This is a genomic window from Streptomyces sp. NPDC001450, from assembly GCF_053597295.1.
This window is the reverse complement of the sequence record NZ_JBSFHY010000051.1, coordinates 36384-61781: the sequence shown is the minus strand read 5'-3', so window position 1 is coordinate 61781 and position 25398 is coordinate 36384. Positions and strand designations below refer to the sequence as shown.

General features: G+C 70.3%; 23 protein-coding genes. 11 read left to right on the top strand and 12 right to left on the bottom strand.

The window, feature by feature from the left end; genetic code table 11:
* Positions 1-88: 88 nt before the first annotated feature.
* Both ACWC5O_RS39410 and ACWC5O_RS39405 read right to left on the bottom strand, forming a co-directional pair.
* Complete coding sequence (locus tag ACWC5O_RS39410; RefSeq protein ID WP_319147745.1) at positions 89-463, bottom strand: WhiB family transcriptional regulator; 375 nt, start codon at positions 461-463, stop codon at positions 89-91.
* 174 nt (positions 464-637) lie between these two features.
* Positions 638-1339 (bottom strand): DUF1707 SHOCT-like domain-containing protein, encoded by a 702-nt coding sequence (locus ACWC5O_RS39405; protein ID WP_450583717.1) that lies wholly within the window; start codon positions 1337-1339, stop codon positions 638-640.
* A gap of 168 nt (positions 1340-1507) precedes the next feature.
* Here ACWC5O_RS39405 and ACWC5O_RS39400 point away from each other — a divergent pair, with 168 nt between their 5' ends.
* Complete coding sequence (locus ACWC5O_RS39400; RefSeq protein ID WP_450583718.1) at positions 1508-3202, top strand: fumarate hydratase; 1695 nt, start codon at positions 1508-1510, stop codon at positions 3200-3202.
* 112 nt (positions 3203-3314) lie between these two features.
* On the opposite strand, the gene ACWC5O_RS39395 is transcribed toward ACWC5O_RS39400, so the two are convergent.
* The gene (locus tag ACWC5O_RS39395; RefSeq protein WP_450583720.1) at positions 3315-3680 is read right to left on the bottom strand and encodes a hypothetical protein; all 366 of its coding nucleotides are present in this window, start codon (positions 3678-3680) and stop codon (positions 3315-3317) included.
* Between the two features lie 217 nt (positions 3681-3897).
* On the opposite strand from ACWC5O_RS39395, the gene ACWC5O_RS39390 reads away from it, so the two are divergent.
* The 3 genes from ACWC5O_RS39390 (at position 3898) to ACWC5O_RS39380 (ending at position 8440) form a co-directional block, all read left to right on the top strand.
* Entirely contained in the window at positions 3898-5283 is a 1386-nt protein-coding gene (locus tag ACWC5O_RS39390; protein WP_450584159.1) for a class II fumarate hydratase, read from the top strand.
* Positions 5284-5355: 72 nt separating this feature from the next.
* Positions 5356-6045 carry a cytidylyl-2-hydroxypropylphosphonate hydrolase gene (fomD, locus tag ACWC5O_RS39385; RefSeq protein WP_450583722.1) on the top strand — a complete coding sequence of 230 codons (690 nt, stop codon included), beginning with the start codon at positions 5356-5358 and terminating at the stop codon, positions 6043-6045.
* A gap of 304 nt (positions 6046-6349) precedes the next feature.
* The gene (locus ACWC5O_RS39380; protein ID WP_450583723.1) at positions 6350-8440 is read left to right on the top strand and encodes a SpoIIE family protein phosphatase; all 2091 of its coding nucleotides are present in this window, start codon (positions 6350-6352) and stop codon (positions 8438-8440) included.
* A gap of 52 nt (positions 8441-8492) precedes the next feature.
* Here ACWC5O_RS39380 and ACWC5O_RS39375 read toward each other — a convergent pair whose 3' ends face one another.
* A complete protein-coding gene (locus ACWC5O_RS39375; RefSeq protein ID WP_450583725.1) occupies positions 8493-10814 on the bottom strand; it encodes a transglycosylase domain-containing protein in 2322 nt (773 codons plus the stop codon).
* 216 nt (positions 10815-11030) lie between these two features.
* Here ACWC5O_RS39375 and ACWC5O_RS39370 point away from each other — a divergent pair, with 216 nt between their 5' ends.
* From ACWC5O_RS39370 to ACWC5O_RS39350, 5 genes are all read left to right on the top strand, one after another.
* Positions 11031-11966, top strand: a complete 936-nt coding sequence (locus ACWC5O_RS39370; protein WP_450583726.1) for an SPFH domain-containing protein — start codon at positions 11031-11033, stop codon at positions 11964-11966.
* Positions 11963-12220 (top strand): hypothetical protein, encoded by a 258-nt coding sequence (locus ACWC5O_RS39365; RefSeq protein WP_450583727.1) that lies wholly within the window; start codon positions 11963-11965, stop codon positions 12218-12220. Before ACWC5O_RS39370 ends, ACWC5O_RS39365 begins: the two co-directional genes overlap by 4 nt.
* A gap of 145 nt (positions 12221-12365) precedes the next feature.
* Positions 12366-12890 carry a PadR family transcriptional regulator gene (locus ACWC5O_RS39360; RefSeq protein ID WP_450583729.1) on the top strand — a complete coding sequence of 175 codons (525 nt, stop codon included), beginning with the start codon at positions 12366-12368 and terminating at the stop codon, positions 12888-12890.
* On the top strand, positions 12887-13576 hold the full coding sequence (locus tag ACWC5O_RS39355; RefSeq protein ID WP_450583731.1) for an ABC transporter ATP-binding protein: 690 nt from the start codon (positions 12887-12889) through the stop codon (positions 13574-13576). The genes ACWC5O_RS39360 and ACWC5O_RS39355 overlap by 4 nt, the downstream gene beginning before the upstream one ends.
* The gene (locus ACWC5O_RS39350) at positions 13573-15924 is read left to right on the top strand and encodes an ABC transporter permease (protein ID WP_450583733.1); all 2352 of its coding nucleotides are present in this window, start codon (positions 13573-13575) and stop codon (positions 15922-15924) included. The genes ACWC5O_RS39355 and ACWC5O_RS39350 overlap by 4 nt, the downstream gene beginning before the upstream one ends.
* 51 nt (positions 15925-15975) lie before the next feature.
* Here ACWC5O_RS39350 and ACWC5O_RS39345 read toward each other — a convergent pair whose 3' ends face one another.
* The 4 genes from ACWC5O_RS39345 to ACWC5O_RS39330 all read right to left on the bottom strand — a co-directional run bounded on the left by ACWC5O_RS39345 (position 15976) and on the right by ACWC5O_RS39330 (position 18947).
* The gene (locus ACWC5O_RS39345) at positions 15976-16404 is read right to left on the bottom strand and encodes a hypothetical protein (protein WP_450583735.1); all 429 of its coding nucleotides are present in this window, start codon (positions 16402-16404) and stop codon (positions 15976-15978) included.
* A gap of 4 nt (positions 16405-16408) precedes the next feature.
* Positions 16409-16795 carry a roadblock/LC7 domain-containing protein gene (locus ACWC5O_RS39340; RefSeq protein ID WP_450583737.1) on the bottom strand — a complete coding sequence of 129 codons (387 nt, stop codon included), beginning with the start codon at positions 16793-16795 and terminating at the stop codon, positions 16409-16411.
* 61 nt (positions 16796-16856) lie between these two features.
* On the bottom strand, positions 16857-17750 hold the full coding sequence (locus ACWC5O_RS39335; protein ID WP_450583738.1) for a MarR family transcriptional regulator: 894 nt from the start codon (positions 17748-17750) through the stop codon (positions 16857-16859).
* A 189-nt stretch (positions 17751-17939) separates the two neighbouring features.
* Positions 17940-18947, bottom strand: coding sequence for a hydrogen peroxide-inducible genes activator (locus tag ACWC5O_RS39330; protein WP_450583740.1), 1008 nt, complete (start codon positions 18945-18947; stop codon positions 17940-17942).
* Positions 18948-19083: 136 nt separating this feature from the next.
* Here ACWC5O_RS39330 and ACWC5O_RS39325 point away from each other — a divergent pair, with 136 nt between their 5' ends.
* Together ACWC5O_RS39325 and ACWC5O_RS39320 are read left to right on the top strand one after the other, a co-directional pair.
* Positions 19084-19638 carry a peroxiredoxin gene (locus tag ACWC5O_RS39325; RefSeq protein ID WP_097252652.1) on the top strand — a complete coding sequence of 185 codons (555 nt, stop codon included), beginning with the start codon at positions 19084-19086 and terminating at the stop codon, positions 19636-19638.
* A 3-nt stretch (positions 19639-19641) separates the two neighbouring features.
* Positions 19642-20175 (top strand): alkyl hydroperoxide reductase, encoded by a 534-nt coding sequence (locus ACWC5O_RS39320; RefSeq protein WP_450583742.1) that lies wholly within the window; start codon positions 19642-19644, stop codon positions 20173-20175.
* A 27-nt stretch (positions 20176-20202) separates the two neighbouring features.
* Here ACWC5O_RS39320 and ACWC5O_RS39315 read toward each other — a convergent pair whose 3' ends face one another.
* The 4 genes from ACWC5O_RS39315 to ACWC5O_RS39300 all read right to left on the bottom strand — a co-directional run bounded on the left by ACWC5O_RS39315 (position 20203) and on the right by ACWC5O_RS39300 (position 25274).
* Entirely contained in the window at positions 20203-21555 is a 1353-nt protein-coding gene (locus ACWC5O_RS39315; protein ID WP_450583743.1) for an AI-2E family transporter, read from the bottom strand.
* Between the two features lie 138 nt (positions 21556-21693).
* On the bottom strand, positions 21694-22389 hold the full coding sequence (locus ACWC5O_RS39310) for an aggregation-promoting factor C-terminal-like domain-containing protein (RefSeq protein ID WP_450583745.1): 696 nt from the start codon (positions 22387-22389) through the stop codon (positions 21694-21696).
* A 412-nt stretch (positions 22390-22801) separates the two neighbouring features.
* A complete protein-coding gene (locus ACWC5O_RS39305; protein ID WP_450583747.1) occupies positions 22802-24127 on the bottom strand; it encodes a PhoH family protein in 1326 nt (441 codons plus the stop codon).
* Between the two features lie 373 nt (positions 24128-24500).
* A complete protein-coding gene (locus ACWC5O_RS39300; protein WP_450583749.1) occupies positions 24501-25274 on the bottom strand; it encodes an isoprenyl transferase in 774 nt (257 codons plus the stop codon).
* Between the last annotated feature and the right edge of the window lie 124 nt (positions 25275-25398).

Sequence of the window (25398 nt, the reverse complement as noted above, 5' to 3'; positions counted from 1 at the left end):
CTCGTACTGGACGTACTTGGGCTTTCGGCCGGTGCGGCGAGAGTGCGTGCCGGGCGTCGCGACGGGGCGAACGTTGCCTGTCGGGGCACTAGCCCGCTATGCGGTTCGCCGTCGCCCGCGCGGCCTTCTTCAGTTCCACCTCGCGCCTGCGGCGCCTGGCCAGGACCACTCGGCGTTCCGCCGCCGTCAGGCCGCCCCAGACGCCGTACGGTTCGGGCTGGAGGAGGGCGTGTTCGCGGCACTCGACCATGACCGGGCAGCGCGCGCAGACGCGCTTGGCCGCCTCCTCGCGGGACAGTCGGGCCGCCGTCGGCTCCTTGGACGGGGCGAAGAAGAGGCCGGCCTCGTCCCGCCGGCACACCGCCTCGGTGTGCCAGGGTGCGTCTTGGTCCCTGTCGCGCGCGGGCACCCGCTGGGCCGGAACGGCAGCGACCTGCAGGGACGAATGCGGCGGTTGCAGCACGGTCTACTCCTGACGACGGCTTCGCGAGTGAGCGACGATGCAGCAAGGCCTACCCGCTGTGCGCGCGCCTATGCACAGCGTTCCCAACCGCAGGCGCGCGGCGGCTTGTTCACACCCCCGGGCATCCTCCGCGGCGGGACCGCGGCCCCCCGGTCACCGGCGGATTCGCGACCGTCAACGGTCCAGGTGTTTGCGCAGCTTCCTGTCGACCTTGTCCTGGACCCGGTCGAGGATGTCCGCCACGCGCCGGCCGCGCTTGGGCCGCGCCTCGACGTTGCCGAGCACGGCCCACCCGTCGACGTAGACCACGGGCGCGTCGGACTCGACCGAATCCAGGGTGTCCACCTCGAAGTTGCCCAGTACACCGCCGCCCGTGCCGCGCAGCGAGACGTTCTCCGGGACGCGGATCTGGACGTCACCGAAGACCGAGACGGCCTTGATCACGACCTGCTGGTACTCGAAGATCGCCGCGCTCAGGTCGATCTCGACCGAGCCGAAGACCGAGTACGCGTGCAGCCGGCGGCCCGCGCGCCAGCGGCCCCGGCGCACCGCGCTGCTGAAGACGGCCACCACGTTGGCGTCGGCCTCGGCGGGGATCGCGCCGGGTGTGGGGCGCGGCGGGACGGGCGTGTAGGCGGGGGGCGCGGGCTGCTGGTGGGCGGCCGGGAGGTCGCGGATGAAGACCTCCAGCTCGCCGACCGTCCTGGCGTTCAGCACCCCGTCCACGCGCTCGGCGTGCTCGTCCGCGGTCAGGCGGCCCTCGGCCAGGGCCTCGCGGAGGATGTCGGCGACCCGGTCACGGTCGGCGTCCGAGGCGCGCAGTTCGGACAAGCTCGGCGCGCTGTCCTGGGGCTGGGCGTGCTTGTGAAGGTCCACGACAGCAGCGTACCGAAACGCGATAGATCGCGACTAGGGGGCGCGGCGAGCCGCGTGTCCGGGAACTGAGCCTTACCTCACAGGTTCCGTGTCGGTGGCAGGTTCTACGCTGGTGAGGCCCGCCAGCGTCGGCGGGCGGCCGTCCGTCAGAGTGAGGAATGGGCTGAGATGCCGAGTAGTTCCCCCCCAACCCGCCCAGCGTTCGCATACACCGATCTGCTCCCCCAGGGCGAGGACACCACCCCGTACCGGCTGGTGACCTCGGAGGGCGTGTCCACCGTCGAGGGACCGGACGGGCGGACGTTCCTCAAGGTGGAGCCGGAGGCGCTGCGCAAGCTGGCCGCGGAGGCCATTCACGACATCCAGCACTACCTGCGCCCGGCCCACCTGGCGCAGCTGCGCCGCATCATCGACGACCCGGAGGCGTCGAGCAACGACAAGTTCGTCGCGCTCGACCTGCTGAAGAACGCGAACATCGCGGCGGCGGGCGTGCTGCCGATGTGCCAGGACACCGGCACGGCGATCGTCATGGGCAAGCGCGGCCAGAACGTCCTCACCGAAGGCGGGGACGAGAAGCACCTGTCGCACGGCATCCACGACGCCTACACCAAGCTGAACCTGCGCTACTCGCAGATGGCTCCGCTCACCATGTGGGAGGAGAAGAACACCGGCTCCAACCTGCCGGCCCAGATCGAGCTGTACGCGACGGACGGCGGCGCCTACAAGTTCCTGTTCATGGCGAAGGGCGGCGGCTCGGCCAACAAGTCCTTCCTGTACCAGGAGACGAAGGCCGTCCTGAACGAGGCCTCCATGATGAAGTTCCTGGAGGAGAAGATCCGCTCGCTCGGTACGGCCGCCTGCCCGCCGTACCACCTGGCGATCGTCGTCGGCGGTACGAGCGCCGAGTACGCGCTGAAGACCGCGAAGTACGCGTCCGCGCACTACCTGGACGAGATCCCGGCCGAGGGCTCGGAGCTGGGCCACGGCTTCCGGGACAAGGAGCTGGAGCAGAAGGTCTTCGAGCTGACGCAGAGGATCGGCATCGGCGCGCAGTTCGGCGGCAAGTACTTCTGCCACGACGTCCGGGTCGTCCGCCTGCCCCGCCACGGCGCCTCCTGCCCGGTCGCGATCGCCGTCTCCTGCTCGGCCGACCGCCAGGCCGTCGCCAAGATCACCGCCGAGGGCGTGTTCCTGGAGCAGCTGGAGACGGACCCGGCGCGCTTCCTGCCGGAGACCACGGACGAGCACCTCGACGAAGCCTCCGACGTGGTCGAGATCGACCTCAACCAGCCGATGGACACGATCCTCGCCGAGCTGACCAAGTACCCGGTCAAGACCCGGCTGTCCCTGACCGGCCCGCTGGTCGTGGCCCGCGACATCGCGCACGCCAAGATCAAGGAACGTCTGGACGCGGGCGAGGAGATGCCGCAGTACCTGAAGGACCACCCGGTCTACTACGCGGGCCCCGCCAAGACCCCCGAGGGTTACGCGTCCGGGTCCTTCGGCCCGACCACGGCCGGCCGTATGGACTCCTACGTCGAGCAGTTCCAGGCGGCGGGCGGCTCCAAGGTGATGCTCGCCAAGGGCAACCGCAGCAAGCAGGTCACCGACGCCTGTGGCACGCACGGCGGCTTCTACCTCGGCTCGATCGGCGGCCCGGCGGCCCGGCTCGCCCAGGACTGCATCAAGAAGGTCGAGGTCCTCGAGTACGAGGAGCTGGGCATGGAGGCCGTCTGGAAGATCGAGGTCGAGGACTTCCCGGCGTTCATCGTCGTGGACGACAAGGGCAACGACTTCTTCCAGGACCCCGCGCCCCAGCCGACATTCACCTCGATTCCGGTGCGGGGGCCGGGGCTGGCCTGATCGGCGGGCCGGGTCTCTTCCGGATCCGGCCGGGCGGCCGGCGAATCCCGCAGGGGACGCGGCCGCCCGGCGCCGGCCCGATCCGGAAGAAGCCCTGGCCTCGGCCCACGTGTCAGTGGGGTACGCAGCCGAACCAGTTCACCGTGTCGCCGCTGGTGGTGTAGCCCATGCACCGGACGGTTCTGTCGTGCAGCGTCTCGGTCCGGTCGACCGGTCCGTTCAGATGCTCCGTCTTGTGATGGGGCTCCACGAGGGTGTCGATCTCGACGGTGTACCAGCGGCGCCCGTTGGACGGCATGCTGCAGCCGTGGCCGGTCATGTTGCGGCTGGGATCGCCGCTCCAGACGGGCCGTTCGGCGCGGTCGCAGTAGGCTCTGCCGGCGGCGCCGGCGGTGCCGGCTCCCGCGCCCAGCAGGGCCGCCGCGCCTATGGACACCACCGCGGTGGCGCCGAGCAGGCGCTTCGGAGTGAAGTTCATCGATTGGTCCTCCTGCCAGTCGTGGTGACGGCGGGAAATCACCCCGTCACCTTTGGGTGATAGTCACACTTATCCGTGATGTCCGGCCTGGCGGCCGGTGGCGCAGTCCCCCGACCCGGTGACATCGGTGGTGCCAATGCAGCAGGCCGCGGTCACCCCTCACCCCGTGCGGCTCACAGTCCGGAACAACCGCCGCGCCCCGATCGCTGACACCGGCATGAGCGAATACCGCATCGAGCACGACTCCATGGGCGAGGTCCGGGTCCCCGCCCACGCCAGGTGGCGGGCGCAGACCCAGCGTGCCGTCGAGAACTTCCCCGTCTCCGGGCAGCGGATCGAGCGGGCGCACATCGAGGCGCTGGCCCGGATCAAGGCGGCGGCGGCGAAGGTGAACGCCGAGCTGGGGGTGCTGGACAAGGACGTCGCGGAGGCGATCCAGGAGGCGGCCGCAGAGGTCGCCGAGGGGACGTGGGACGAGCACTTCCCCGTCGACGTGTTCCAGACCGGGTCCGGGACCTCGTCCAACATGAACGCCAACGAGGTGATCGCCACCCTCGCCGGTGAGCGGCTCGGCCGGGACGTGCACCCGAACGACCACGTCAACGCCTCGCAGTCGTCCAACGACGTGTTCCCGTCGTCCATCCACATCGCCGCCACAGGCGCCGTCACCCACGACCTGATCCCGGCGCTGGAGCACCTCGCCGACTCCCTGACCCGCAAGTCCGAGGAGTTCGCGGACGTCGTGAAGTCAGGGCGGACGCATCTGATGGACGCGACGCCGGTGACGCTGGGCCAGGAGTTCGGCGGGTACGCGGCCCAGGTGCGGTACGGCGTCGAGCGGCTGCGTGCCTCGCTGCCCCGGCTGGCCGAACTGCCGCTGGGCGGCACGGCTGTCGGGACCGGGATCAACACGCCGCCCGGGTTCTCCGCCGCGGTGATCAGGGAGGTCGCGCGGGCCACCGGGCTGCCGCTCACCGAGGCCCGGGACCACTTCGAGGCGCAGGGCGCCCGGGACGCGATCGTGGAGACCAGCGGGCAGCTGCGGACCGTCGCGGTCGGGCTGACGAAGATCGCCAACGACCTGAGGTGGATGGCGTCCGGGCCGCGCACCGGGCTCGCCGAGATCCGGCTGCCCGACCTGCAGCCGGGATCCTCGATCATGCCGGGCAAGGTCAACCCGGTGATCCCGGAGGCCGTGCTCATGGTCGCGGCCCAGGTGATCGGCAACGACGCGACCATCGCCACCGCCGGCGCCTCCGGGAACTTCGAGCTGAACGTCATGCTCCCGGTCATCGCGAAGAACGTCCTCGAGTCCGTCCGGCTGCTCGCAAGCGTCTCGCGGCTGCTGGCCGACCGCACCGTCGACGGCATCGTCGCCGACCGCGAACGGGCCCGCGAGTACGCCGAGTCGTCGCCCTCCGTGGTGACCCCGCTGAACAAGTACATCGGCTACGAGGAGGCCGCGAAGGTCGCCAAGAAGTCCCTGGCCGAGCGGAAGACCATCCGTGAGGTCGTGCTGGAGAGCGGGTACGTGGAGCGCGGCGACCTCACCCTGGAGCAGCTGGACGAGGCGCTGGATGTCCTGCGGATGACGCACCCGTAACAAGTGGTGCCGGCCCGTTGAACCGTGACGCCCGCCGCAGCGTCGTATGCCTGCGGCACCTAATATCTGTGCATGAAGGACGACGGAGCGGTGAGACGAGTGGCGGCGGGACCTGCGACGTACTGGACCCCCGGGACCCAGATCCTGTGGCGGTACCGGGAGAACGCCGGTGAGCACTTCCACATCGCGCGGCCCGTCACCGTCGTCCGGGACGACGAGGAGCTGCTCGCGGTGTGGATGGCGCCCGGCACCGAGTGCGTCAAGCCGGTGCTGGCCGACGGCACCCCCGTCCATCTGGAGCCGCTGGAGACCCGCTACACCAAGCCGCGCTCGGTGCAGCGGGACCGGTGGTTCGGCACGGGCGTGCTGAAGCTGGCCCGGCCCCGTGAGCCCTGGTCGGTGTGGCTGTTCTGGGAGCCGGGCTGGCGCTTCAAGAACTGGTACGTCAATCTGGAGCGGCCGCTGGCCCGTTGGGCGGGCGGTGTGGACTCCGTGGACCACTTCCTGGACATCTCGGTGCACCCGGACCGCAGTTGGCACTGGCGCGACGAGGACGAGTTCGCGCAGGCCCAGCGGGACGGGCTGATGGACGAGGCGACCGCCGGGCGGGTGCTGGCCGCCGGGCGGGCCGCGGTGGAGGCGATCGACGCCTGGAGCCCGCCGTTCTCGGACGGCTGGCAGCACTGGCGCCCGGACCCCTCCTGGGCGGTACCGTCACTCCCCGAGGACTGGGACCGTACGCCCGCGCACGTGTCCTCATGAGACCCTTGATGCGCCCCCGGTCCACAACCGTAGGATCGTCCTCCGCAAGGGGGCGCGACAGTAACTTCCGGAGCGTGCGCCGGGCTTGACCAGACGTCACCGAGGGGCGGCAGGACGTGAGCAAGGGGTACGAGGGCAACACCACCGGGGCCTGCCCTGGCCCGGGCGGGTTCGCCGGCGGCACAGGAACAACCTCTGACCACGCGGGAATTCCGTTCCTGGGGCACGTATTCCGGGTATCGGGATTTCGGCGGGACCATCTGCGCACTCGGCGCGCAGCCCCGGACGGATGGATTCGACACGCGTGACGGAGCACCCCACCTCCTCCTACGAGCGCCCCCAGCCGGGCGCCGACCCCGCGGAGGCCCGCGGGGCGCTCCTGCGTACCCCCAAGCCGAACGGCGCCTCGGCCTTACCGGCCCAGGCCCGGGCGGACGGACCGCCCTCCGGCCCGGGGACGACCGCGCCCTGCGGCAAGGGGAACAAGGGGAAGGAGCCCCCAGTCAACGGCCCGGAGCACTCCCAGCCCGTCACCGCGGAACCGGACACCCACCGCCCGCGTCCCGCGCCGGAAGCCATTCCGCCGCAGCCGGGCGCCGAGGAGGAGCGGGCGCCGGGCAGCCAGGAGCGCCGTACCGGGCGGGGACTGCCGCCGGGGCGGCCGATGCCGATGCGGCGCGACGGGGACCGGCTCAGGTTCGTGGGCGCGGCGACCCGGCGGATCGCCCGCGGTATCGATCTGGACGAGATCGTGATGGGGCTGTGCCGCGCCACCGTGCCCACGTTCTCGGACGCGATCCTGGTCTATCTGCGCGACCCGCTGCCGGTCGGTGACGAGCGGCCCACCGGCCCGGTGGTGCTGCGGCTGCGCCGCACCGACCGGATACCGGACGAGCGGGACACCGAGGGCCTGCTGCTCCCGCCGTTCCCTGAGCCGGAGCCCGAGCCGTCGGCCCTCTCGGAGCTGTCGTCGCTGACGACCGAGCTGTGCGAGGTGCGCCCGGGCGGCGCCCTGAACGAGGTGCTGCGCGGGGTGCGGCCGGTGTTCGCCGACGCGCCCGCCGCCCGGGCCGCGCTGCCCGAGCTGCTCGGCGAGGGCGGCGAGGCGGTCGTACCGGGCGGGCAGCACGCGATCCTCGCGCCGCTGCGCGGCCGGCGCCGGGTGATCGGCGCGGCGCTGTTCCTGCGCCGTCCCGAGCGGCTGGCGTTCGAGGCGGACGACCTGCTGGTGGCCGCCCAGCTCGCCACGCACAGCGCGCTCGGCATCGACAAGGCGGTGCTGTACGGCCGGGAGGCCTACATCGCCGACGAGCTGCAGCGCACCATGCTGCCCGAGACCCTGCCCCGCCCGACCGGGGTGCGGCTGGCCTCGCGCTATCTGCCGGCCGCGGAGACCGCGCGGGTGGGCGGCGACTGGTACGACGCGATCCCGCTGCCCGGCAGCCGGGTCGCGCTGGTGGTCGGTGACGTCATGGGGCACTCCATGACGTCGGCGGCGATCATGGGGCAGCTGCGCACCACGGCCCAGACCCTGGCCGGGCTCGACCTGCCCCCGCAGGAGGTGCTGCACCACCTGGACGAGCAGGCCCAGCGGCTGGGCACCGACCGCATGGCGACCTGCCTGTACGCCGTCTACGACCCGGTCACGCACCGCATCACCATCGCCAACGCCGGCCATCCGCCGCCCGTTCTGCTGCACCTGGGCGGCCGTGCGGAGGTGCTCAGGGTGCCGCCGGGCGCGCCGATCGGCGTCGGCGGGGTGGACTTCGAAGCGGTCGAGCTGGACGCGCCGGCCGGGGCCACGCTGCTGCTGTACACCGACGGCCTGGTGGAGTCCCGGCTGCGGGACGTGTGGACCGGCATAGAGCAACTGCGCGAACGGCTCGCCGCGACCGCGCAGTTGACCGGCCCGGACCATCCGCCGCCGCTCGAGGCCCTGTGCGACGAGGTGCTGGACATGCTCGGCCCCGGCGACCGGGACGACGACATCGCGCTGCTCGCGGCCCGCTTCGACGGGATCGCGCCGAGCGATGTGGCGTACTGGACCCTGGATCCGGAGGAGACGGCCCCCGGCCAGGCCCGTCGGCTGGCCCGTCGCGCGCTGGCCCGCTGGGACCTGGAGGAGCTGACGGACTCGGTGGAGCTGCTGGTCAGCGAGGTGGTCACGAACGCCGTGCGCTACACCTCCCGGCCGGTCACGCTCCGTCTGCTGCGCACGGACGTGCTGCGCTGCGAAGTCGGCGACGACGTGCCCCAGCTGCCGCGGCTGCGCCAGGCCCGGGCCACGGACGAGGGCGGCCGCGGGCTGTACCTGGTCAACCGGCTGGCCCGGCGGTGGGGTGCGACCCGGCTGAGCACCGGCAAGGTGGTCTGGTTCGAGCTGAACCGGGTCTGAGGACGACGAAGGGCGCCCGGGGAGTCCCCGGGCGCCCTTTGCTTGCGCGGACCTACTGGCCGCCGGTCCCGCCGTTGCCGAGCGGGCCGCCCGCGGCGTCGCCCGTCGGCGTCCCGGTGGTCGGGACCCCGGTGGTCGGGGTCCCCGTGGTCGGGGCGCCGGTGGTCGGCGTCTGGGTCGGCGTCTGCGTCTCCGTCGGCGTCGTGGACGGGGTCGTGGACGTCGGCGGAGCACTGCTCGGGGTGTTGGACGGGGTCTGGGAGGGGGTCTGGCTGACGGTCGGCGTGTCCGTCGGCTGGACGGCCGCGCCCTGGGTGGTGTTCAGGTCGAACTTGGCCTCGTTCGTGACGCCGAAGGTGTATGCCGCCCAGATCTGCGCGGGATAGGTGCCGCCGTTGACGCGGCCGGGGTACGGCAGCTGACCGGTGGCGCCCATCATGGACACGTGGGCCTTGGTCTTGTTGTCCTCGCCGAACAGGCCGACGGAGGTGACCAGGTCGGGCGTGTAGCCGGTGAACCAGGCGGACTTGTTCTCGTCGGAGGTACCGGTCTTGCCCGCCACCTGCTGGCCGTTGCGCAGCGGGTTGTTCGCCACGTTCTTCTTGGCCGTACCGTCGTCGACCACGCCCGTCAGCACGGAGGTCACCGTGTCGGCGGCCGTGCGGCTGATGACCTGGCTGCCGAGCGGGTCGGGGATGTTGACCGAACGGCCCTTCTGCTCAGCCGACTTGAGGATGCCCGGCGTCACCTTGTAGCCGTGGTTGTCGAACGTGGCGTAGATGCCGGCCATCTCCAGCGGGCTGGCCCCCATCGAGCCCAGCGTCTGCGCGGGCACCGCCTGCATGCCGTCGGTGTCCATGCCGAGCTGCTTGGCCGTGTCCATCACCTTGGTCATGCCCACGTCGACACCCATCTGGGCGAAGACCGAGTTGACGGACTGGTTCATCGCCTGCTGCACGGTGATGGGTCCGTAGTTGACGTGGTCCTCGTTCGGCGGGCCGAAGCCGACCTTGCTGCCGTGGTCGACGACCTGGCGGCCGCTGGTGCCGTCGTAGACGGTGTTCGCGGTGATCTGCTTGCCGGTCTGCGTGGTGGCGTTGTTCTCCAGTGCGGCGGCGAGGATGACCGGCTTGAACGTCGAGGCGGGCTGGTAGTCGCGGCGCGTCGCGTTGCTGTAGTAGTGCTTGAAGTAGTCCTGACCGCCGTACATGGCGACGATCTTGCCGGTCTTGGGGTTCACCGAGACGGCGCCGGCCTGGATGTTGCCGTCGACCTTGCGCTTCTTCTTGTCCAGCTTGCTGGTCAGCTGCGACTTGACCGCCTTCTCCAGCGCGGCCTGCTTCTTCTTGTCGATGTTCAGGGTGATGGTCCAGCCGCGGTCCACGACCGCGTTCTCCGCCTCGGCCTGCGTCATCCCCTGCTGCTTCATGAGCTGCTGTTCGAGCTGCTGGTTCGCGAGCTTGACCAGGTAGCCCTTCTGGCCCTCTTCACCGGGCGTGCCCTTGGGGTCCTTGGGGAGCGCGTCCTTCCTGAAGTTCATCGTCTGCCGGTCGGCGGGGTCGAGCCAGTGCTGCTTGACCATGTTGTCCAGGACGTAGTTCCAGCGTGCCTGGACCAACTTCTTGCCCACGGGACCGGCGACCGCCCAGTCGTACTGGCTCGGCGCCTGGAGCAGCGCGGCGAGGTAGGCGCCCTGCTGGACGGTCAGCTTGGCAGCGTCCTTGCGGTAGTAGGCCTGCGAGGCGGCCTGGATGCCGTAGGCGTTGCGGCCGTAGTAGCTGGTGTTGATGTAGCCAGCGAGGATCTCGTCCTTGCCCAGACGGCGGTCCACCTTCAGGGAGATGACCATCTCCTTGAGCTTGCGGCTGACCGTCTGGTCCTGGTTCAGGTAGTAGTTCTTGACGTACTGCTGGGTGATCGTCGAGCCGCCCTGGGTGCCCCGGCCGGTCACCGTGTTGAACAGGCCTCGGGCCAGGCCCCTCACGTCGATTCCGGAGTCGTGGTAGAAGGATTTGTTCTCCGCCGCGACGAAGGTGTGCTGGACCTCCTTGGGCACCTTGGCCAGGTCCACGCTCTCGCGGTTGACCTCGCCCACGCGGGCCAGGACGGTGCCGTCGCTGTACTTGTAGACGTTGCTCTCCTGCCTGGCGGCGGCGTTACCTTTCGGGACGTCCACGACCAGGTACAGCACGATGAAGCCGCCGATGCCCAGCAGGCACAGGCCCAGGAAGGTGCCGAGCATCTTCTTCCAGGTGAAGAGCCGGCGTATTCGGCCCTTGGCGGGCTTGGCGCCGGGCGCGGGGGCGGAGCGGCGGCGTTTGGGCGCCGCGCGGTGGCCGCGCTGTCGCGCTCGTCTCTCTTCCGCTCGTCCCATGGGTCTGCACGCTCCGCTTCCTCTCGGGGTCAGCTCCGAAAGCTAACACCCGTCTATATGACAAAGGGCGTCCGATCCGCTCTTTTACGGACGTGACAATCAGCACCCGCCCCAAAGGAACCGACGGATATCACTGGCCCAGGGTTGCCTGCGGGCATAAAGTGATATCACTTAGCTAGACCAAAGCTAGGCATGACCAGAACGGGGGATCCACCCATGTCCGTACATGACGCATCCGCGACCGCCGACATACCCGAGATGCCCGCGCCACGCGTGCGGGAGTTCCAGGCGCACAGCATCGGGGGCGGGCTCGCCCTGCTCCTCGGCCTGGCCGGGCTCGGCACCGCCGCCGCCCTGCTCGCCGCCGCCTCCACGGTCACCGCGTCCGGCGCCAAGGGCGGGCTCGCCGCAGGCGGCGTCCTCGTCTTCCTCGCCGCGATCATCGCGATCCGCGGCCTGAACACGGTCGCGCCCGGCGAGGCCCGGGTCGTGCAGCTCTTCGGCCGGTACCGGGGCACGATCCGGCAGGACGGTCTGCGCTGGGTGAACCCCTTCACCTCGCGGACCCGGATCTCCACCCGGGTGCGCAACCACGAGACCGCCGTCCTGAAGGTCAACGACGCCTACGGCAACCCGATCGAGCTGGCGGCGGTCGTGGTCTGGAAGGTCCAGGACACCGCCCAGGCGGTGTTCGAGGTGGACGACTACGCCGAGTTCGTCGCCACCCAGACCGAGACGGCCGTCCGGCACATCGCCATCGAGTACCCGTACGACGCCCACGAGGAGGACGGCCTCTCGCTGCGCGGCAACGCCGAGGAGATCACCGAGCGGCTGGCCGTCGAGCTCCAGGCCCGCGTGGAGGCGGCCGGAGTGCGGATCATCGAGTCGCGCTTCACGCATCTCGCGTACTCTCCGGAAATCGCCTCGGCGATGCTCCAGCGGCAGCAGGCCGGTGCGGTGGTCGCGGCCCGGCGGCAGATCGTGGACGGCGCGGTCGGCATGGTGGAGGCGGCGCTCGCCCGGATCGCGGAGCGGGACATCGTGGAGCTGGACGAGGAACGGAAGGCGGCGATGGTGTCCAACCTGATGGTGGTGCTGTGCGGGGACCGCGCCCCGCAGCCCGTACTCAACACCGGGACGCTCTACCAGTGACGGATCCCTCCGGGGGCTCAGCTCCCCAGCGTCGGCCTCAGCAGCGCAAGCAGGTGCTGCTGAGGTTGGACCCGTCGGTGTACGAGGCACTGGCGCGGTGGGCCGGGGACGAGTTGCGGTCGGCCAACGCGCAGATCGAGTTCTTGCTGCGCAAGGCGTTGGCCGATGCCGGGCGACTTCCGAAGGAGGCGGGACCGCTGCCGCGTCGCGGCCGGCCGCCCGGGGGCTCCACCCCCGAACCCCCGTCGGCCTGAACGGCCTCGTCCTCAGACGCCGGACGGGCCGGTTGTCGTTACGGAACCATGACAATCGGCCCCCACCTGCACCTCCGCACCCCACGCCATGATCTACACACTCAGCGTATACATAGTGCGTATACACCGTGTGTAGAGTGCTGCCATGTCCATCGGTCACACCCTTCTAGGGCTCCTGGAGTCCGGCCCCCGGCACGGCTACGACCTCAAGCGGGCCTTCGACGAGAAGTTCGGTCACGACCGGCCGCTGCACTACGGCCAGGTCTACTCCACGATGTCCCGGCTGCTGAAGAACGGCCTCGTCGAAGTCGACGGGATCGAGGCGGGCGGCGGGCCCGAGCGCAAGCGGTACGCCATCACCGACGCCGGCGTCACGGACGTCGAGCGATGGCTCGCGACCCCGGAGAAGCCGGAGGAGTACCTCCAGTCGACCCTCTACACCAAGGTCGTCCTGGCGCTGCTGACCCACCGGAACGCGGCCGACATCCTCGACACCCAGCGCTCCGAGCACCTGCGCAGCATGCGGATCCTGACCGACCGCAAGCGCAAGGGCGACCTCGCGGACCAGCTGATCTGCGACCACGCCCTGTTCCACCTGGAGGCGGACCTGCGCTGGCTGGAGCTGACCGCCGCGCGCCTCGACAAGCTCCGTGCGGAGGTCGCCAAGTGACTCCCCCTCCTGGTTCCCTGCTCATCGCCCAGGACCTGCGCAAGGCGTACGGGCCGACCGTCGCGCTCGACGGCGCCGGGTTCTCCATCCACCCCGGCGAGGTCGTCGCCGTCATGGGCCCCTCCGGCTCGGGCAAGTCGACGCTGCTGCACTGCCTCGCGGGGATCGTGCCGCCGGACTCGGGCTCGATCACGTACAACGGGCAGGAACTCGCGACGATGAGCGACGCCCGGCGCAGTGCGCTCCGGCGGTCCGAGTTCGGGTTCGTCTTCCAGTTCGGGCAGCTCGTACCGGAGCTGACCTGCGTGGAGAACGTGGCGCTTCCGCTGCGGCTGAACGGAACCTCCCGCAAGGCGGCCGAGAAGGCGGCACTGGGCTGGATGGAGCGTCTTGAGGTCGACGGCCTCAAGGGCAAACGGCCCGGCGAGGTCTCCGGCGGTCAGGGACAGCGCGTCGCGGTGGCGCGGGCGCTGGTCACCGGGCCCCGGGTGCTGTTCGCCGACGAGCCGACCGGCGCGCTGGACTCCCTCAACGGCGAGCGCGTGATGGAGCTGCTGACCGACGCGGCCCGTTCGACCAACGCGGCCGTGGTGCTGGTCACGCACGAGGCGCGGGTGGCCGCCTACTCCGACCGCGAGATCGTCGTGCGCGACGGGAAGTCCCGGGACATGGAGCGGGCTGTATGAACGTTCGCCAGTGGTCCAGGGATCTGGCCATGGGGGGCCGGTTCGCCTTCTCCGGCGGGCGCGAGGGCTGGGTCCGCGTGCTGCTGACGGCGGTCGGTGTCGGGCTCGGCGTCGCACTGCTGCTGCTGACGACCGCCATACCGAACGCCCTGGCGGTACGGCACCAGCGCGACGAGGCCCGCATGGACTACACCTACGACCAGAAGCACAAACCGAAGGCCGCCAACACCCTGGTGATCTCGGACGCCAACTCGAACTACCACGGCTCCGACGTCCGCGGCCGTCTGGTGGAGCCCGAGGGGCCGCGGGCGCCGCTCGCGCCGGGCCTGGCCAAGTACCCGGCGCCGGGCGACATGGTCGTCTCCCCGGCGCTGAAGCGGCTGCTCGACTCCGCCGACGGGAAGCTGCTGCGCGAGCGGCTGCCGTACCGGGTGGTCGGGACCATCGGCGAGAGCGGGCTCATCGGCTCGCACGAACTCGCCTACTACGCCGGCGCGAAGAACCTGGCACCGCGCATCAACGGCTGGCAGACGGCCCGGATCACCGAGTTCGGGCATCCGCACCCGAGCCCGCCCGACAAGACGGACCCCGTGCTGATCCTGCTGGTGCTGGTCGTGTTCGTGGTGCTGCTGATGCCGGTCGCCGTGTTCATCGCCGCGGCCGTACGGTTCGGCGGCGAGCGGCGCGACCGCAGGCTGGCCGCGCTGCGGCTGGTCGGCTCCGACAGCCGGATGACCCGGCGGATCGCCGCGGGCGAGGCGCTCGCGGGTTCCCTGGTCGGGCTGGTCTTCGGCGCCGTCTTCTTCCTGCTGGGCCGTCAGCTCGCGGGTTCGGTCGAGATCTTCGACGTCAGCGTGTTCCCCAGCTATCTCAACCCGACGCCCGCGCTGGCCCTGCTGGTCGCCGTCACCGTCCCGGCGGCAGCGGTGCTGGTCACCCTGTTCGCGATGCGCGGGGTGGTCATCGAGCCGCTCGGCGTGGTCCGCACGGCCAAGCCCTCGCGGCGCCGGCTGTGGTGGCGGCTGCTGCTGCCGCTGGGCGGCCTTGCGATGCTCGCCCCGATGATCGGCCAGGGCCGGGCGAACGGCGAGTTCAACGAGTACCTGGTCATCGGCGGCGTCCTGCTGCTGCTCGTCGGCGTGACCGCGCTGCTGCCGTGGGTCGTCGAGGCCGTGGTCGCCCGGCTCGGCTCGGGCGATGTCGCCTGGCAACTGGCGGTACGGCGGCTGCAGTTGAACAGCGGTTCGGCGGCCCGCATGGTGAACGGCATCGCGGTCGCGGTGGCCGGGGCGGTCGCCCTGCAGATGCTGTTCGCGGGCGTCGAGAGCGACTACACCAAGGTCACCGGCCAGAACGTCGACCAGACGCAGATGCAGGTCCAGATGTCGCGGGGCGAAGCGTTCCTCACGGTCGCCGACAAGTTCGCCGCCACCAAGGGCGTACGCAAGGCCACCGCGCTCGGCGGCCTCGACGTGGGCGAGCGGAGCTGGAACAACGAGAACGGGCCGAAGACCTCGACCAGCGTGACCGTCGGCGACTGCGCCGCGCTGCGCGAGGTGGCGCGGCTGACGTCCTGCCACGACGGGGACGTCTTCGTGGCGCGCGGCGGGGACAAGGAGATGGACGCCGACGCGGCCAAGCTCGCCGAGCCCGGCCGCAAGCTCTACTTCGAGACGGGCAACGGCTTCTACAAGGGCCGGGACTTCGTCTGGCCCGTACCGAGCGGCCTGCGGCAGGTCCACGCCATCAAGGGCCCGGGCGGGAACACGAACAGCGGCTTCCTGATGACCCCCGCCGCCGTGCCGCACCGGATGGCCGGGCTGGTCAGCGGTCAGGTGTACCTGTCGCTCGACGAGTCGGTGCCGGACGTGCACGAGTACGTCCGCAACACGGCGGCCCAGGTCGACCCGCTGGCCGACACGATCGTGTGGGCGTCCACCGAGAAGTCCACGAAGTTCACCTCCATCCGGACCGGCCTCCTCGTCGGTGCCACCTGCGTGCTGGCGCTGATCGGCGCGAGCCTGCTGGTGTCCCAGCTGGAGCAGCTGCGCGAGCGCCAGAAGCTGCTGTCGGCGCTGGTGGCCTTCGGCACCCGGCGGCGCACCCTGAGCCTGTCGGTGCTCTGGCAGACGGCGATCCCGATCGCGCTCGGCCTGCTGCTCGCCTCGGCCGTGGGACTGACGCTGGGCGCGGTGCTGCTGAAGATGACGGGCGCGACGGTGGGCGTCGACTGGCCGAGCGTGCTGACGATGAGCGGCATCGGCGCGGCGGTCGTCCTCGTGGTCACCCTGCTCAGCCTGCCGCCGCTGTGGCGGCTGATGCGCCCGGAGGGCCTGCGCACCGAGTAGCGGCCCGCCGCATGGGCCCTTCCCCACCGGGAGGGGCCCATGTCCGGTTCCTCACAGACTGTGCTCGCGCACCACCCTGCGCGCCTGGGCCAGCAGCATGCCGACGTTCACCGACTTACGGCAGACGACGACCGCGACGACGTCCTGCTGCTCGTTCATCCTGACGAACAGGTGGGTGAGGTTGTCGCTGTTGACGAGGATCTCCTGGAAGAAGTGGGTGTCGTTGGAGACCCCGCGGCGCTCCTTGAAGATGTCCTCGATCATCACGACCGTACGCCCCTGGAACAGGTCGAGGGTGGCCCCGGCCAGCAGGTCCAGGACCTCGGGCGGGTGGTTGTCCACGGTCTCGTACGACAACAGCATGCCGGTGGACATGTCGACCACGCCGGCCGCGACGCAGTCGGGCGCGTTCGCGCGGAGCGTCTTGACCAGGCTCATCACCTGGTCGGAGAATCCCGGGGTCATACGCTTCGTCGCCATCCCTTCACACTCCTTCGGTGGTCTTCTCGGTGAGGATCGAGCCGATGCGGTCGAGGGCCGGCCGGGTCGCCTGGTGCAGGCTCTCCAGGTCGAGTCCCTCGTCACCGAGCACGACCATCAGCGCCGTGTCGCCGACGGCGTAGAACGCGGCACACCCGTGGCTGCCGTAGGCCACCGTCTGCCGCAGCACTCCGCGCGAGGTGGCCTGGGTGGTACGGCGGGCGAGGCCGAGGCCGGCCGCGGCGAGGGCCGCGAGCCCCTCCGGGTCTATCGACTCGGCGGTGTCGGCCGCGATGAGCAGTCCGTCGGCTGCCGCGACGGCGGTGTCGGTGATGCCGGTCACCCGTTCCCGAAGCCCGCGCATCTCCAGCGCCAGCGCTTCACGATTCATCTGGTGGAACTCCCTTGTTCTTCGATCGGGTTCAGCCGTCGCGGCGGGGCGTCCGCCCCTCTCACTCGGCGGTTGTGTGCCGCAGCCGGAAGAACCCTTTCCAGCTCGTCCCGCTCTTGGGCGGGGCGAGGGCTTCGGTGATGCCGCTGGCGCCGGGCTCGCGGCGCGGCAGGACGGTGGGCGCGGGGGGTGGCTCGGGCGATGGGTCGCGGTGCCGTACGGCCTGTACCTCCGGGGGCAGCCGGACCGGGATCTCCGCGGGTGTGCCGGCGCACTCCAGGAACCCCTCGGCGAGCATCCGCGCGACCTCCACCGTGACGGTGTAGACGCCCCGGCCGACACAGAAGGCCAGGTCACGTGCGGTGCGACGGCCGTCGGCGTGGGTGAGCAAGTCCTGTTGCAGCTCGGTGAGCGGGCGGCCCGTCGGTGCGGCGGGCAGCGGGCGTTCCCGGTCGGGGCCGACCGGGAACGGCAGGGTGGCGAGGGCGGCGAGCTTGCGGGCGGCGTCCTGCACCAGCCGGGCCGGGGTCTCGCCGACGGTGACGGGGGCGTGCGGCTCGGTGCCGACGATGCGTTCGCAGCCGTCCACCCGGCCCGCGACGATGGCGAAGGCGGCGTCGTGGAGCGCCATCACGCACACCACCCTGAGCTGAGCGGCCCCGGCGTAGCCGCGGGCGACCAGCGCCGCGGCCGGCCAGCGCGCTCCGTCGGACTCCCGCACCAGCTCGGCCCACCGCTCGGCGTCGATGCGGTCGGTGCGCAGCAGCAGCGCTTCCGGACCGGGGGCACCGGGGCTCTCGGCCGCCACCACGAGTCCGTCCCGCAGATGGAACGTGCCGCCGGGCCGGCCGGACACCCGCAGCTCTCCGGTGAACTCCGCGTGCCCGCAGGCCGTGAGGGCGTGCGCCAGCCGGTCGTAGCCGACACGGCCCAGGACGTCCCGCACGTCCGACATCACTCCCCTTGGCTCTTCGCACAGACGCGTGACGCGTCGCACTGAGGGGGTATGTGTATCAGTTCGTAGGCATATTTCGACCAGGCCTTTCCCACCTGTCCCCAGCTGGCGGAAGTTGACGGTTGGTGCCGTCCAACTCGCTTTACCGGAAGCTCATTTGATCGATTCCAGCACTGGGGTGCCCGGTTCTCAGGCGCCGCCGTCCCACACCCGCACGGGCAGCGGACCCAGGGCCTCGCGCAGGGCGGCCGCCAGCTCCTCGTACTCCGCGCCACGGGCCGCGCCGGTGCGCATGGCGAGGGCGATACGGCGGCTCGGGGCGGGCTCCGCGAAGTAGCCGGTGAGCAACTGGCTGCTGCGGGTGGTCTCCAGCTTGAGGGCCGTGCGCGGGAGCAGGGTGCAGCCGAGGCCGCCCGCGACGAGCTGGACCAGGGTGGAGAGCCCGGCGGCCGTGGTGGTGACCGGCGCGCCCTCCCGTCGCCCACCACCACCCTCGGCCGAGGGACTTCGCCCCGCCCCCTTGATTTCCCGCCCCGCCTCCCGGCAGATGTCCAGGGCCTGGTCGCGCAGGCAGTGACCCTCGTCCAGGAGCAGCAGGTTGAGTTCCCTCAGGGCCTCGCGCGGGATGCCCTCGCGGCCGCCGAGCCAGTGGTCCAGCGGGGTGACGAGCACGAAGTCCTCGTCGAACAGCGGGAGCTCCACGAGCCCGGGCACACCGAGCGGGACGGCCAGCAACAGCAGGTCGAGCCGGCCGGAGTTCAGGCCGTCGACGAGGTTCGCGGTCTGCTCCTCGTGCACCTGGAGGTCGAGCTGCGGGTACCGCTCGTGCACCAGCCGCAGCACGGTGGGCAGCAGGTACGGCGCGACGGTCGGGATCACCCCGAGCCGCAGCACCCCGGTGAACGGAGCCCGGACCGCCTCGGCCTCCTGCAGCAGCGCCCCGACCTCGTCCAGCACCGCCTTCGCCCGTACGGCCAGCCGCTCGCCGGCGGGCGAGAGCAGCACCTTGCGGGTCGTACGCTCGAGGAGGGTCACGCCCAGGGTCTCCTCCAGCGCCGAGACCGCGCCGGACAGGGCGGGCTGGCTCATCCCGATGGCGGCCGCCGCGTCCCGGAAGTGCAGATACTCGGCCACGGCGGCGAAGGCACGCAGCTGCGCGAGGCTCGGCTGCCTGCGCTTGGCGTTACTGATGGTCACTGATAACTGCCTCCGATCAACCCGACCGAGTGTAGCTATTTCCCTAATCAATGCACCCTGTGCCACGATCAACAGCGTCCAACCCATACGAGAAAACGCCCTCAAAAGGGGCTTTTCTTCGCTGCAAGGAGAGCTAGTGCTCACTGTCGGTGACAAGTTCCCCGAGTTCGAACTGACCGCCTGCGTCTCGCTGGAGAAGGGCAAGGAGTTCGACACGATCAACCACAAGACCTACGAGGGCAAGTGGAAGATCGTCTTTGCGTGGCCCAAGGACTTCACCTTCGTGTGCCCGACCGAGATCGCGGCCTTCGGCAAGCTGAACGACGAGTTCGCCGACCGTGACGCCCAGGTCCTCGGCTTCTCCGGTGACTCCGAGTTCGTCCACCACGCCTGGCGCAAGGATCACGACGACCTGCGCGACCTGCCGTTCCCGATGATGGCCGACTCCAAGCACGAGCTGATGCGCGACCTGGGCATCGAGGGCGAGGACGGCTTCGCCAAGCGTGCCGTCTTCATCGTCGACCAGAACAACGAGATCCAGTTCTCCATGGTGACCGCCGGCTCCGTCGGCCGTAACCCCAAGGAGGTCCTGCGGGTCCTGGACGCCCTCCAGACGGACGAGCTGTGCCCGTGCAACTGGAGCAAGGGCGACGAGACGCTGGACCCGGTCGCGCTGCTGGCCGGTGAGTGACCCATGTCGCTCGACTCGCTGAAGTCCCGTGTACCGGACTACGCCAAGGACCTGAAGCTCAACCTGGGCTCGGTCATCGGCAACTCCGACCTGCCCGCGCAGCAGCTGTGGGGCACGGTGCTGGCGACCGCCATCGCCTCCCGCTCCCCCATCGTCCTGCGTGAGCTGGAGCCGGAGGCGAAGGCGAACCTCACGCCGGAGGCGTACACCGCGGCCAAGTCCGCGGCCGCCGTCATGGCGATGAACAACGTCTTCTACCGGACGCGTCACCTGCTGTCCGACCACGAGTACGGCACCCTGCGCGCGGGTCTGCGGATGAACGTCATCGGCAACCCGGGCGTGGAGAAGGTCGACTTCGAGCTGTGGTCGTTCGCGGTCTCCGCGATCAACGGCTGCGGACTGTGCCTGGACTCGCACGAGCAGGTGCTGCGCAAGGCCGGGGTCGACCGTGAGGTGGTCCAGGAGGCGTTCAAGATCGCCTCTGTGATTCAGGCGGTCGGCGTCACGCTGGACGCGGAAGCGGTTCTGGCCGAGTAGTTCGGCCGCGGCTTTCGGGGACCCCGCTCACACTTCGTGGGCGGGGTCTTCCACGTGTGCGTGGGCCTCCACGGGGACCGCGCCCCCGGACCCACCGTCGGCCTGAACGGCCTCGTCCTCAAGCGGCAGACCGGCTGATTGAAGCTGGACTTCCCGCGAATACTGCCGTAGATAGCCGACCACCGTGTTCGTCACCGCCACCAGCGGTACGGCCACCACCGCGCCGCCGATGCCCGCCACCATGCCGCCGGTCGCCACCGTGAGGACCACCGCGAGCGGGTGGACGCGGACCGCGCGGCCCAGGATGAACGGCTGCAGGACGTGGCCCTCGATCTGCTGGACGGCGAGGACCACGGCGAGGGTCATGACGGCTGCGAAGACGCCCTGGGTCACCAGCGCCACGATCACCGCCAGCGCGCCGGAGGCGACGGCGCCCACGAGCGGGATGAACGAGAACAGGAAGATGAAGACGGCCAGCGGGACGGCCATCGGCACGTTCAGGAAGTAGATGCCGATGCCGATGAAGATGGCGTCGATGAGGGCGACCAGGACCGTGCCGCGGACGTAGGCCGTCAGGGTGCGCCAGGCGCGCGGGCCGGCGCCGGCCACGCCCGGGCGGGCGGCGGCGGGCACCAGCTTGAGGAACCACTGCCAGATGCGCTCGCCGTCGTAGAGCAGGAACAGCGTCGAGAAGAACACCAGCAGGATGCCGGTCAGGGCCTCGACGATGACCTGGACGCCCTCCAGGCCGGCCGACGTTATCTGGTCGGCGTTGGCGCCGATCGCCTCGCGGAGGTTCTTGGCGATCTGGTTGATCTGCTTGTCGGTGACGTGGAAGGGGCTCTTCAGCAGCCAGTTGCGCAGGTCGTCGATGCCGCTCTGGATCTGGGTGGAGAGGGTGTCGATGTTCTCCATGACCTGCCAGGTCACGAACCAGCCCATCAGGCCCATGATGACGAAGCCGAGGATGGCGGTCATCGCGGTGGCAGGACCGCGCGGCACCCCGCGGCGCCTGAGCCGGGCAACCGTCGGCTGGAGCAGGGCGGTGATCAGCAGGGCGATGACGAAGGCGAAGACCACCAGTTGTACGGCGCTGATGACCCGCATGAGGACCCACACGGTGCCGGCGAGGACCAGCAGCCGCCAGCCGGCCTCGGCCGCCACGCGCACGCCCCAGGGCACGGCCTCGGCCGGGTCGGGGCGGGGACCGGCCGGAGCGGCGGCCCGGGGCGCGGGCACCACCGGGTCGGGGGCCCGCTCGGCGAGGGCGGGTTCGGGGACGGTGTCCTGCTCCACCTCGGCGCGGCGCTCGTCCAGCCGCTCGCTCATCTCGGTCAGCCCTGCGCCGAGCCGGCCGAGCCACCCTGGCACTCGCGACATGATCCGTCCTCTTCCCCCGCGTCCCGGGTGTCCGCCACCACTCCCCCCTGGAGTCGTTCGGGTACGACCGTACAGCGCGAAAGCCCCTCCCCTTAGGACGGGGAGGGGCTGCGCAGGGTTGAGCAAGAGCCGGACGGCCTAATACCAGTGGTTGGCCTGCCAGAACGACCAGGCCTCACAGGGGCTGCCGTACCGGCTGTTCATGTAGTTGAGGCCCCACTTGATCTGCGTGGCCGGGTTGGTCTGCCAGTCGGCGCCGACGGACGACATCTTGGAGCCGGGCAGGGCCTGGAAGAGGCCGTAGGCACCGGAGGAGGCGTTGACGGCTCGGTAGTTCCAGCTGGACTCGTGGTCCACGATGTTGCTGAAGCACTGGAACTGGCCGCTCGCCACCATCTGGCGCGCCATCGCCTGGATCTGCGCGACGGAGTAGCTGCTCTGCACGGGGAAGCTGGAGGAGTCGCGGGTCGACCGGGTGGTCGCCTTCTGCGCCTCCGCGCGGGCCTTGGCTTCCTTCTCCGCCTTCTCGGCGGCCGCCTTCTTCGCGACAGCGGTCTCGGCGGCGGCCTTGCGGGCGGCTGCCTCGGCGTCCTTCTTGGCGCTCGCGTCCGCGGCGATCGCCTGCGCGTCGGCCTGCTGCGTCAGGGACGCGGTCTGCACCTGGGCCTGCTGACCCGCGGGTATGTCCGCGAGGAGCGTGGTGTCGGCTGCCGTCGCCTCGGCGTCGTTGTTGTTCTGCGCGACGCTACCCGAGGCAACGCCGACGACGCTTCCGACGGCGGTGACCGCGGTGGCCGAGGCCACTGCGAATCCCCGGACCGAAATCCGGCTCACACGGTTTCCTTCCAGCATCGCCCGCTTCGGTGACCCTGGCGGACGCAATCGTGCCCCTGGCACTGGCCTCCCAACTGCGGGGTCACGGGAAGCGCGGGCCCGGTGGGCAACTCCCGCGAGGGGAGCGCCGCGTGGTGCTCGGGCGGCATACGACGACTCTATGGAGTTGAAGGCGGTGCTTCTGTGGTGCCGTACCGCTGGGGGTACAGGTGTGTCGTATGCGGGGCCTGACAGGAGTGAGACTCTGCCGTAACCCGACACCGGGTGGCAATTCTGTGTTGCGTGTGAAAGCTCACACCTTGTTTGCCCCAGGGGATTTCAGGAAACCGCCACACGCGAAGGCGCCGCCCGGCTAAGCTCTTGCCCTTTGCCGGACGGCGCCAACGGGCGTCGGACGTATGTCAGATGTACGTCAGATGTGACCGTCCTCCAGCATTTCGGTCACAAGCGCCGCAATCTGGGACCTCTCGGAACGCGTCAACGTCACGTGCGCGAAGAGGGGATGCCCCTTCAGCTTCTCCACGACGGCGACCACACCGTCGTAGCGACCCACGCGCAGATTGTCCCGTTGTGCCACGTCATGGGTGAGAACGACCCGCGAATTCGCGCCGATTCGGGACAGAACGGTCAGCAGGACGTTCCGTTCCAGTGACTGCGCCTCGTCGACGATCACGAACGCGTCGTGCAGGGAGCGGCCCCGGATATGGGTCAGGGGCAGGACCTCCAGCATGCCGCGCGCGGTGACCTCCTCGATGACATCGCGGCTGGTGACCGCGGAGAGCGTGTCGAAGACGGCCTGCGCCCAGGGGCTCATCTTCTCCGCCTCGCTACCCGGCAGATAGCCCAGCTCCTGCCCGCCCACCGCGTACAGCGGCCGGAAGACCATCACCTTCTGGTGCTGGCGGCGCTCCAGGACCGCCTCCAGACCCGCGCACAGCGCGAGCGCCGACTTGCCGGTGCCGGCCCGGCCGCCCATCGAGACGATGCCGACGTCCGGGTCGAGCAGCAGGTCTAGCGCGATGCGCTGCTCGGCGCTGCGGCCCTTGATGCCGAACGCCTCCCGGTCGCCGCGGACCAGACGGACGTCGCCCTCGGCGGAGATCCGGCCGAGCGCCTTGCCGCGCTCGGACTGGATGGTCAGGCCGGTGTGCACGGGGAGGTCGGAGACCTCCGGGACGTACACGTGCCCTTCCTCGAAGAGGATGTCCACCTGCTCGCCGGAGAGCGTCAGTTCGGACATTCCGGTCCAGCCGGAGTTCTCCGTGATGGCGAGTTCGGCGCGGTACTCCTCGGCCAGCAGGCCGACGGAGGAGGCCTTGATCCTGAGCGGCAGGTCCTTCGACACGACGGTGACGTCGAACCCCTCGGCCTGCAGGTTGCGGGCCACCGCGAGGATGCGGGAGTCGTTGTCCCCCATGCGGTAGCCGGTGGGCAGCACGCTGGGGTCCGAGTGGTTGAGCTCGACACGGATCGTTCCGCCCAGCTCCCCGATCGGGATGGGGGCGTCGAGGCGACCATGCTTGACCCGGTAGTCGTCCAGCAGGCGCAGGGCCTGACGGGCGAAGTACCCGAGTTCGGGATGGTGCCGCTTGGCCTCCAGCTCCGTGACCACGACGATGGGGAGCACGACCTCGTGCTCGTCGAAGCGGGTCAGGGCGTTCGGGTCGGCCAGCAGGACGCTGGTGTCGAGAACATACGTGCGCCGGTCTGGCTTGTGGCGCTTTGTGCTGGTCACCACGGAAGGACGTACCCCCTCGGATGAGGTCGGGGAGCGACGAAGTGGAAGCCGGGCCGGGAGGGAGGGAGCATTGCGACCGGTCCCTGGCCCCCGCGAACGGCGGGCCGGACACCGGACCTCCGCGGCTGCTTCCGTGCAGTGACGGCACGGTCGGGCTGGTGCAAAGGGCCTCCCGGGCGGACGGCCCCGTGCCGCCCGCTGAGATCCGACGCCCGTGGTTCGGGCGTCGACCTGCTTGGCTTATGCCCTCGAACATGCACCGCCATGCAAAAGCGGCCAACAGCGCCCCGGTGAACTCCTTGTTACCTGCGCCCCAACCGGGATGAACCGAACACCCCGCCGCAGTGGTGACCGGCGGGGTGTTCGAGGCCGCTCAGCCGCCGTAACGGCGGTGACGTGCCGCGTAGTCGCGCAGCGCGCGCAGGAAGTCGACCTTGCGGAAGGCGGGCCAGAAGACCTCGCAGAAGTAGTACTCCGAATGCGCGGTCTGCCACAGCATGAATCCGGACAGCCGCTGCTCGCCGCTGGTGCGGATCACCAGGTCCGGGTCGGGCTGGGCACCGGTGTAGAGATGACGGCCGATCATGTCGATGTCGACGGACTCGGCGAGGTCCTCCATCGACACGCCCTTGTCCTGGGCGTCGAGGAGCATGGAGCGCACGGCGTCGGCGATCTCCTGGCGTCCGCCGTAGCCGATGGCGACGTTGACCACTATTCCGTCGACGTGGGCGGTGGTCTCCTCGGCCGTCTTGAGGGTGCGCTGCATCCCGGACGGCAGCAGGTCGAGGTTGCCGACGTGGTGCACCCGCCAGCGGCCGTCGGCGGCGAGAGTGCGGACGACGTCCTCGATGATGCCGAGGAGGGGGCCCAGCTCGTCCTGCGGGCGGTCGAAGTTGTCCGTGGACAGCAGCCACAGGGTGACGACCTCGACATCGGTCTCGGTGCACCAGCCGAGGAACTCCTCGATCTTCTCGGCACCGGCGCGGTGGCCGTGGACCGTGGTGGAGCCGGCGGCCTTCGCCCAGCGGCGGTTGCCGTCCATGATCACGCCGATGTGCTTGGGCACCTGGGTGTGGTCCAGGTGGCCTTCCACCCGGCGTGCGTAGAGCCTGACGAGCAGGCTGCGCAGCGTGTCGCGCACGTTCACGGGACCCTCCGGGGGTTGGGCGGGTTTTGAGCCTACCCCTGCTGTCGGCTTGGTTCGGGCAAGGGGTTTGGGGGCGTCGGGGGTCCGCTTTGTGGGGTTCGTGCGACCCGGTGGGGGCTTGTCG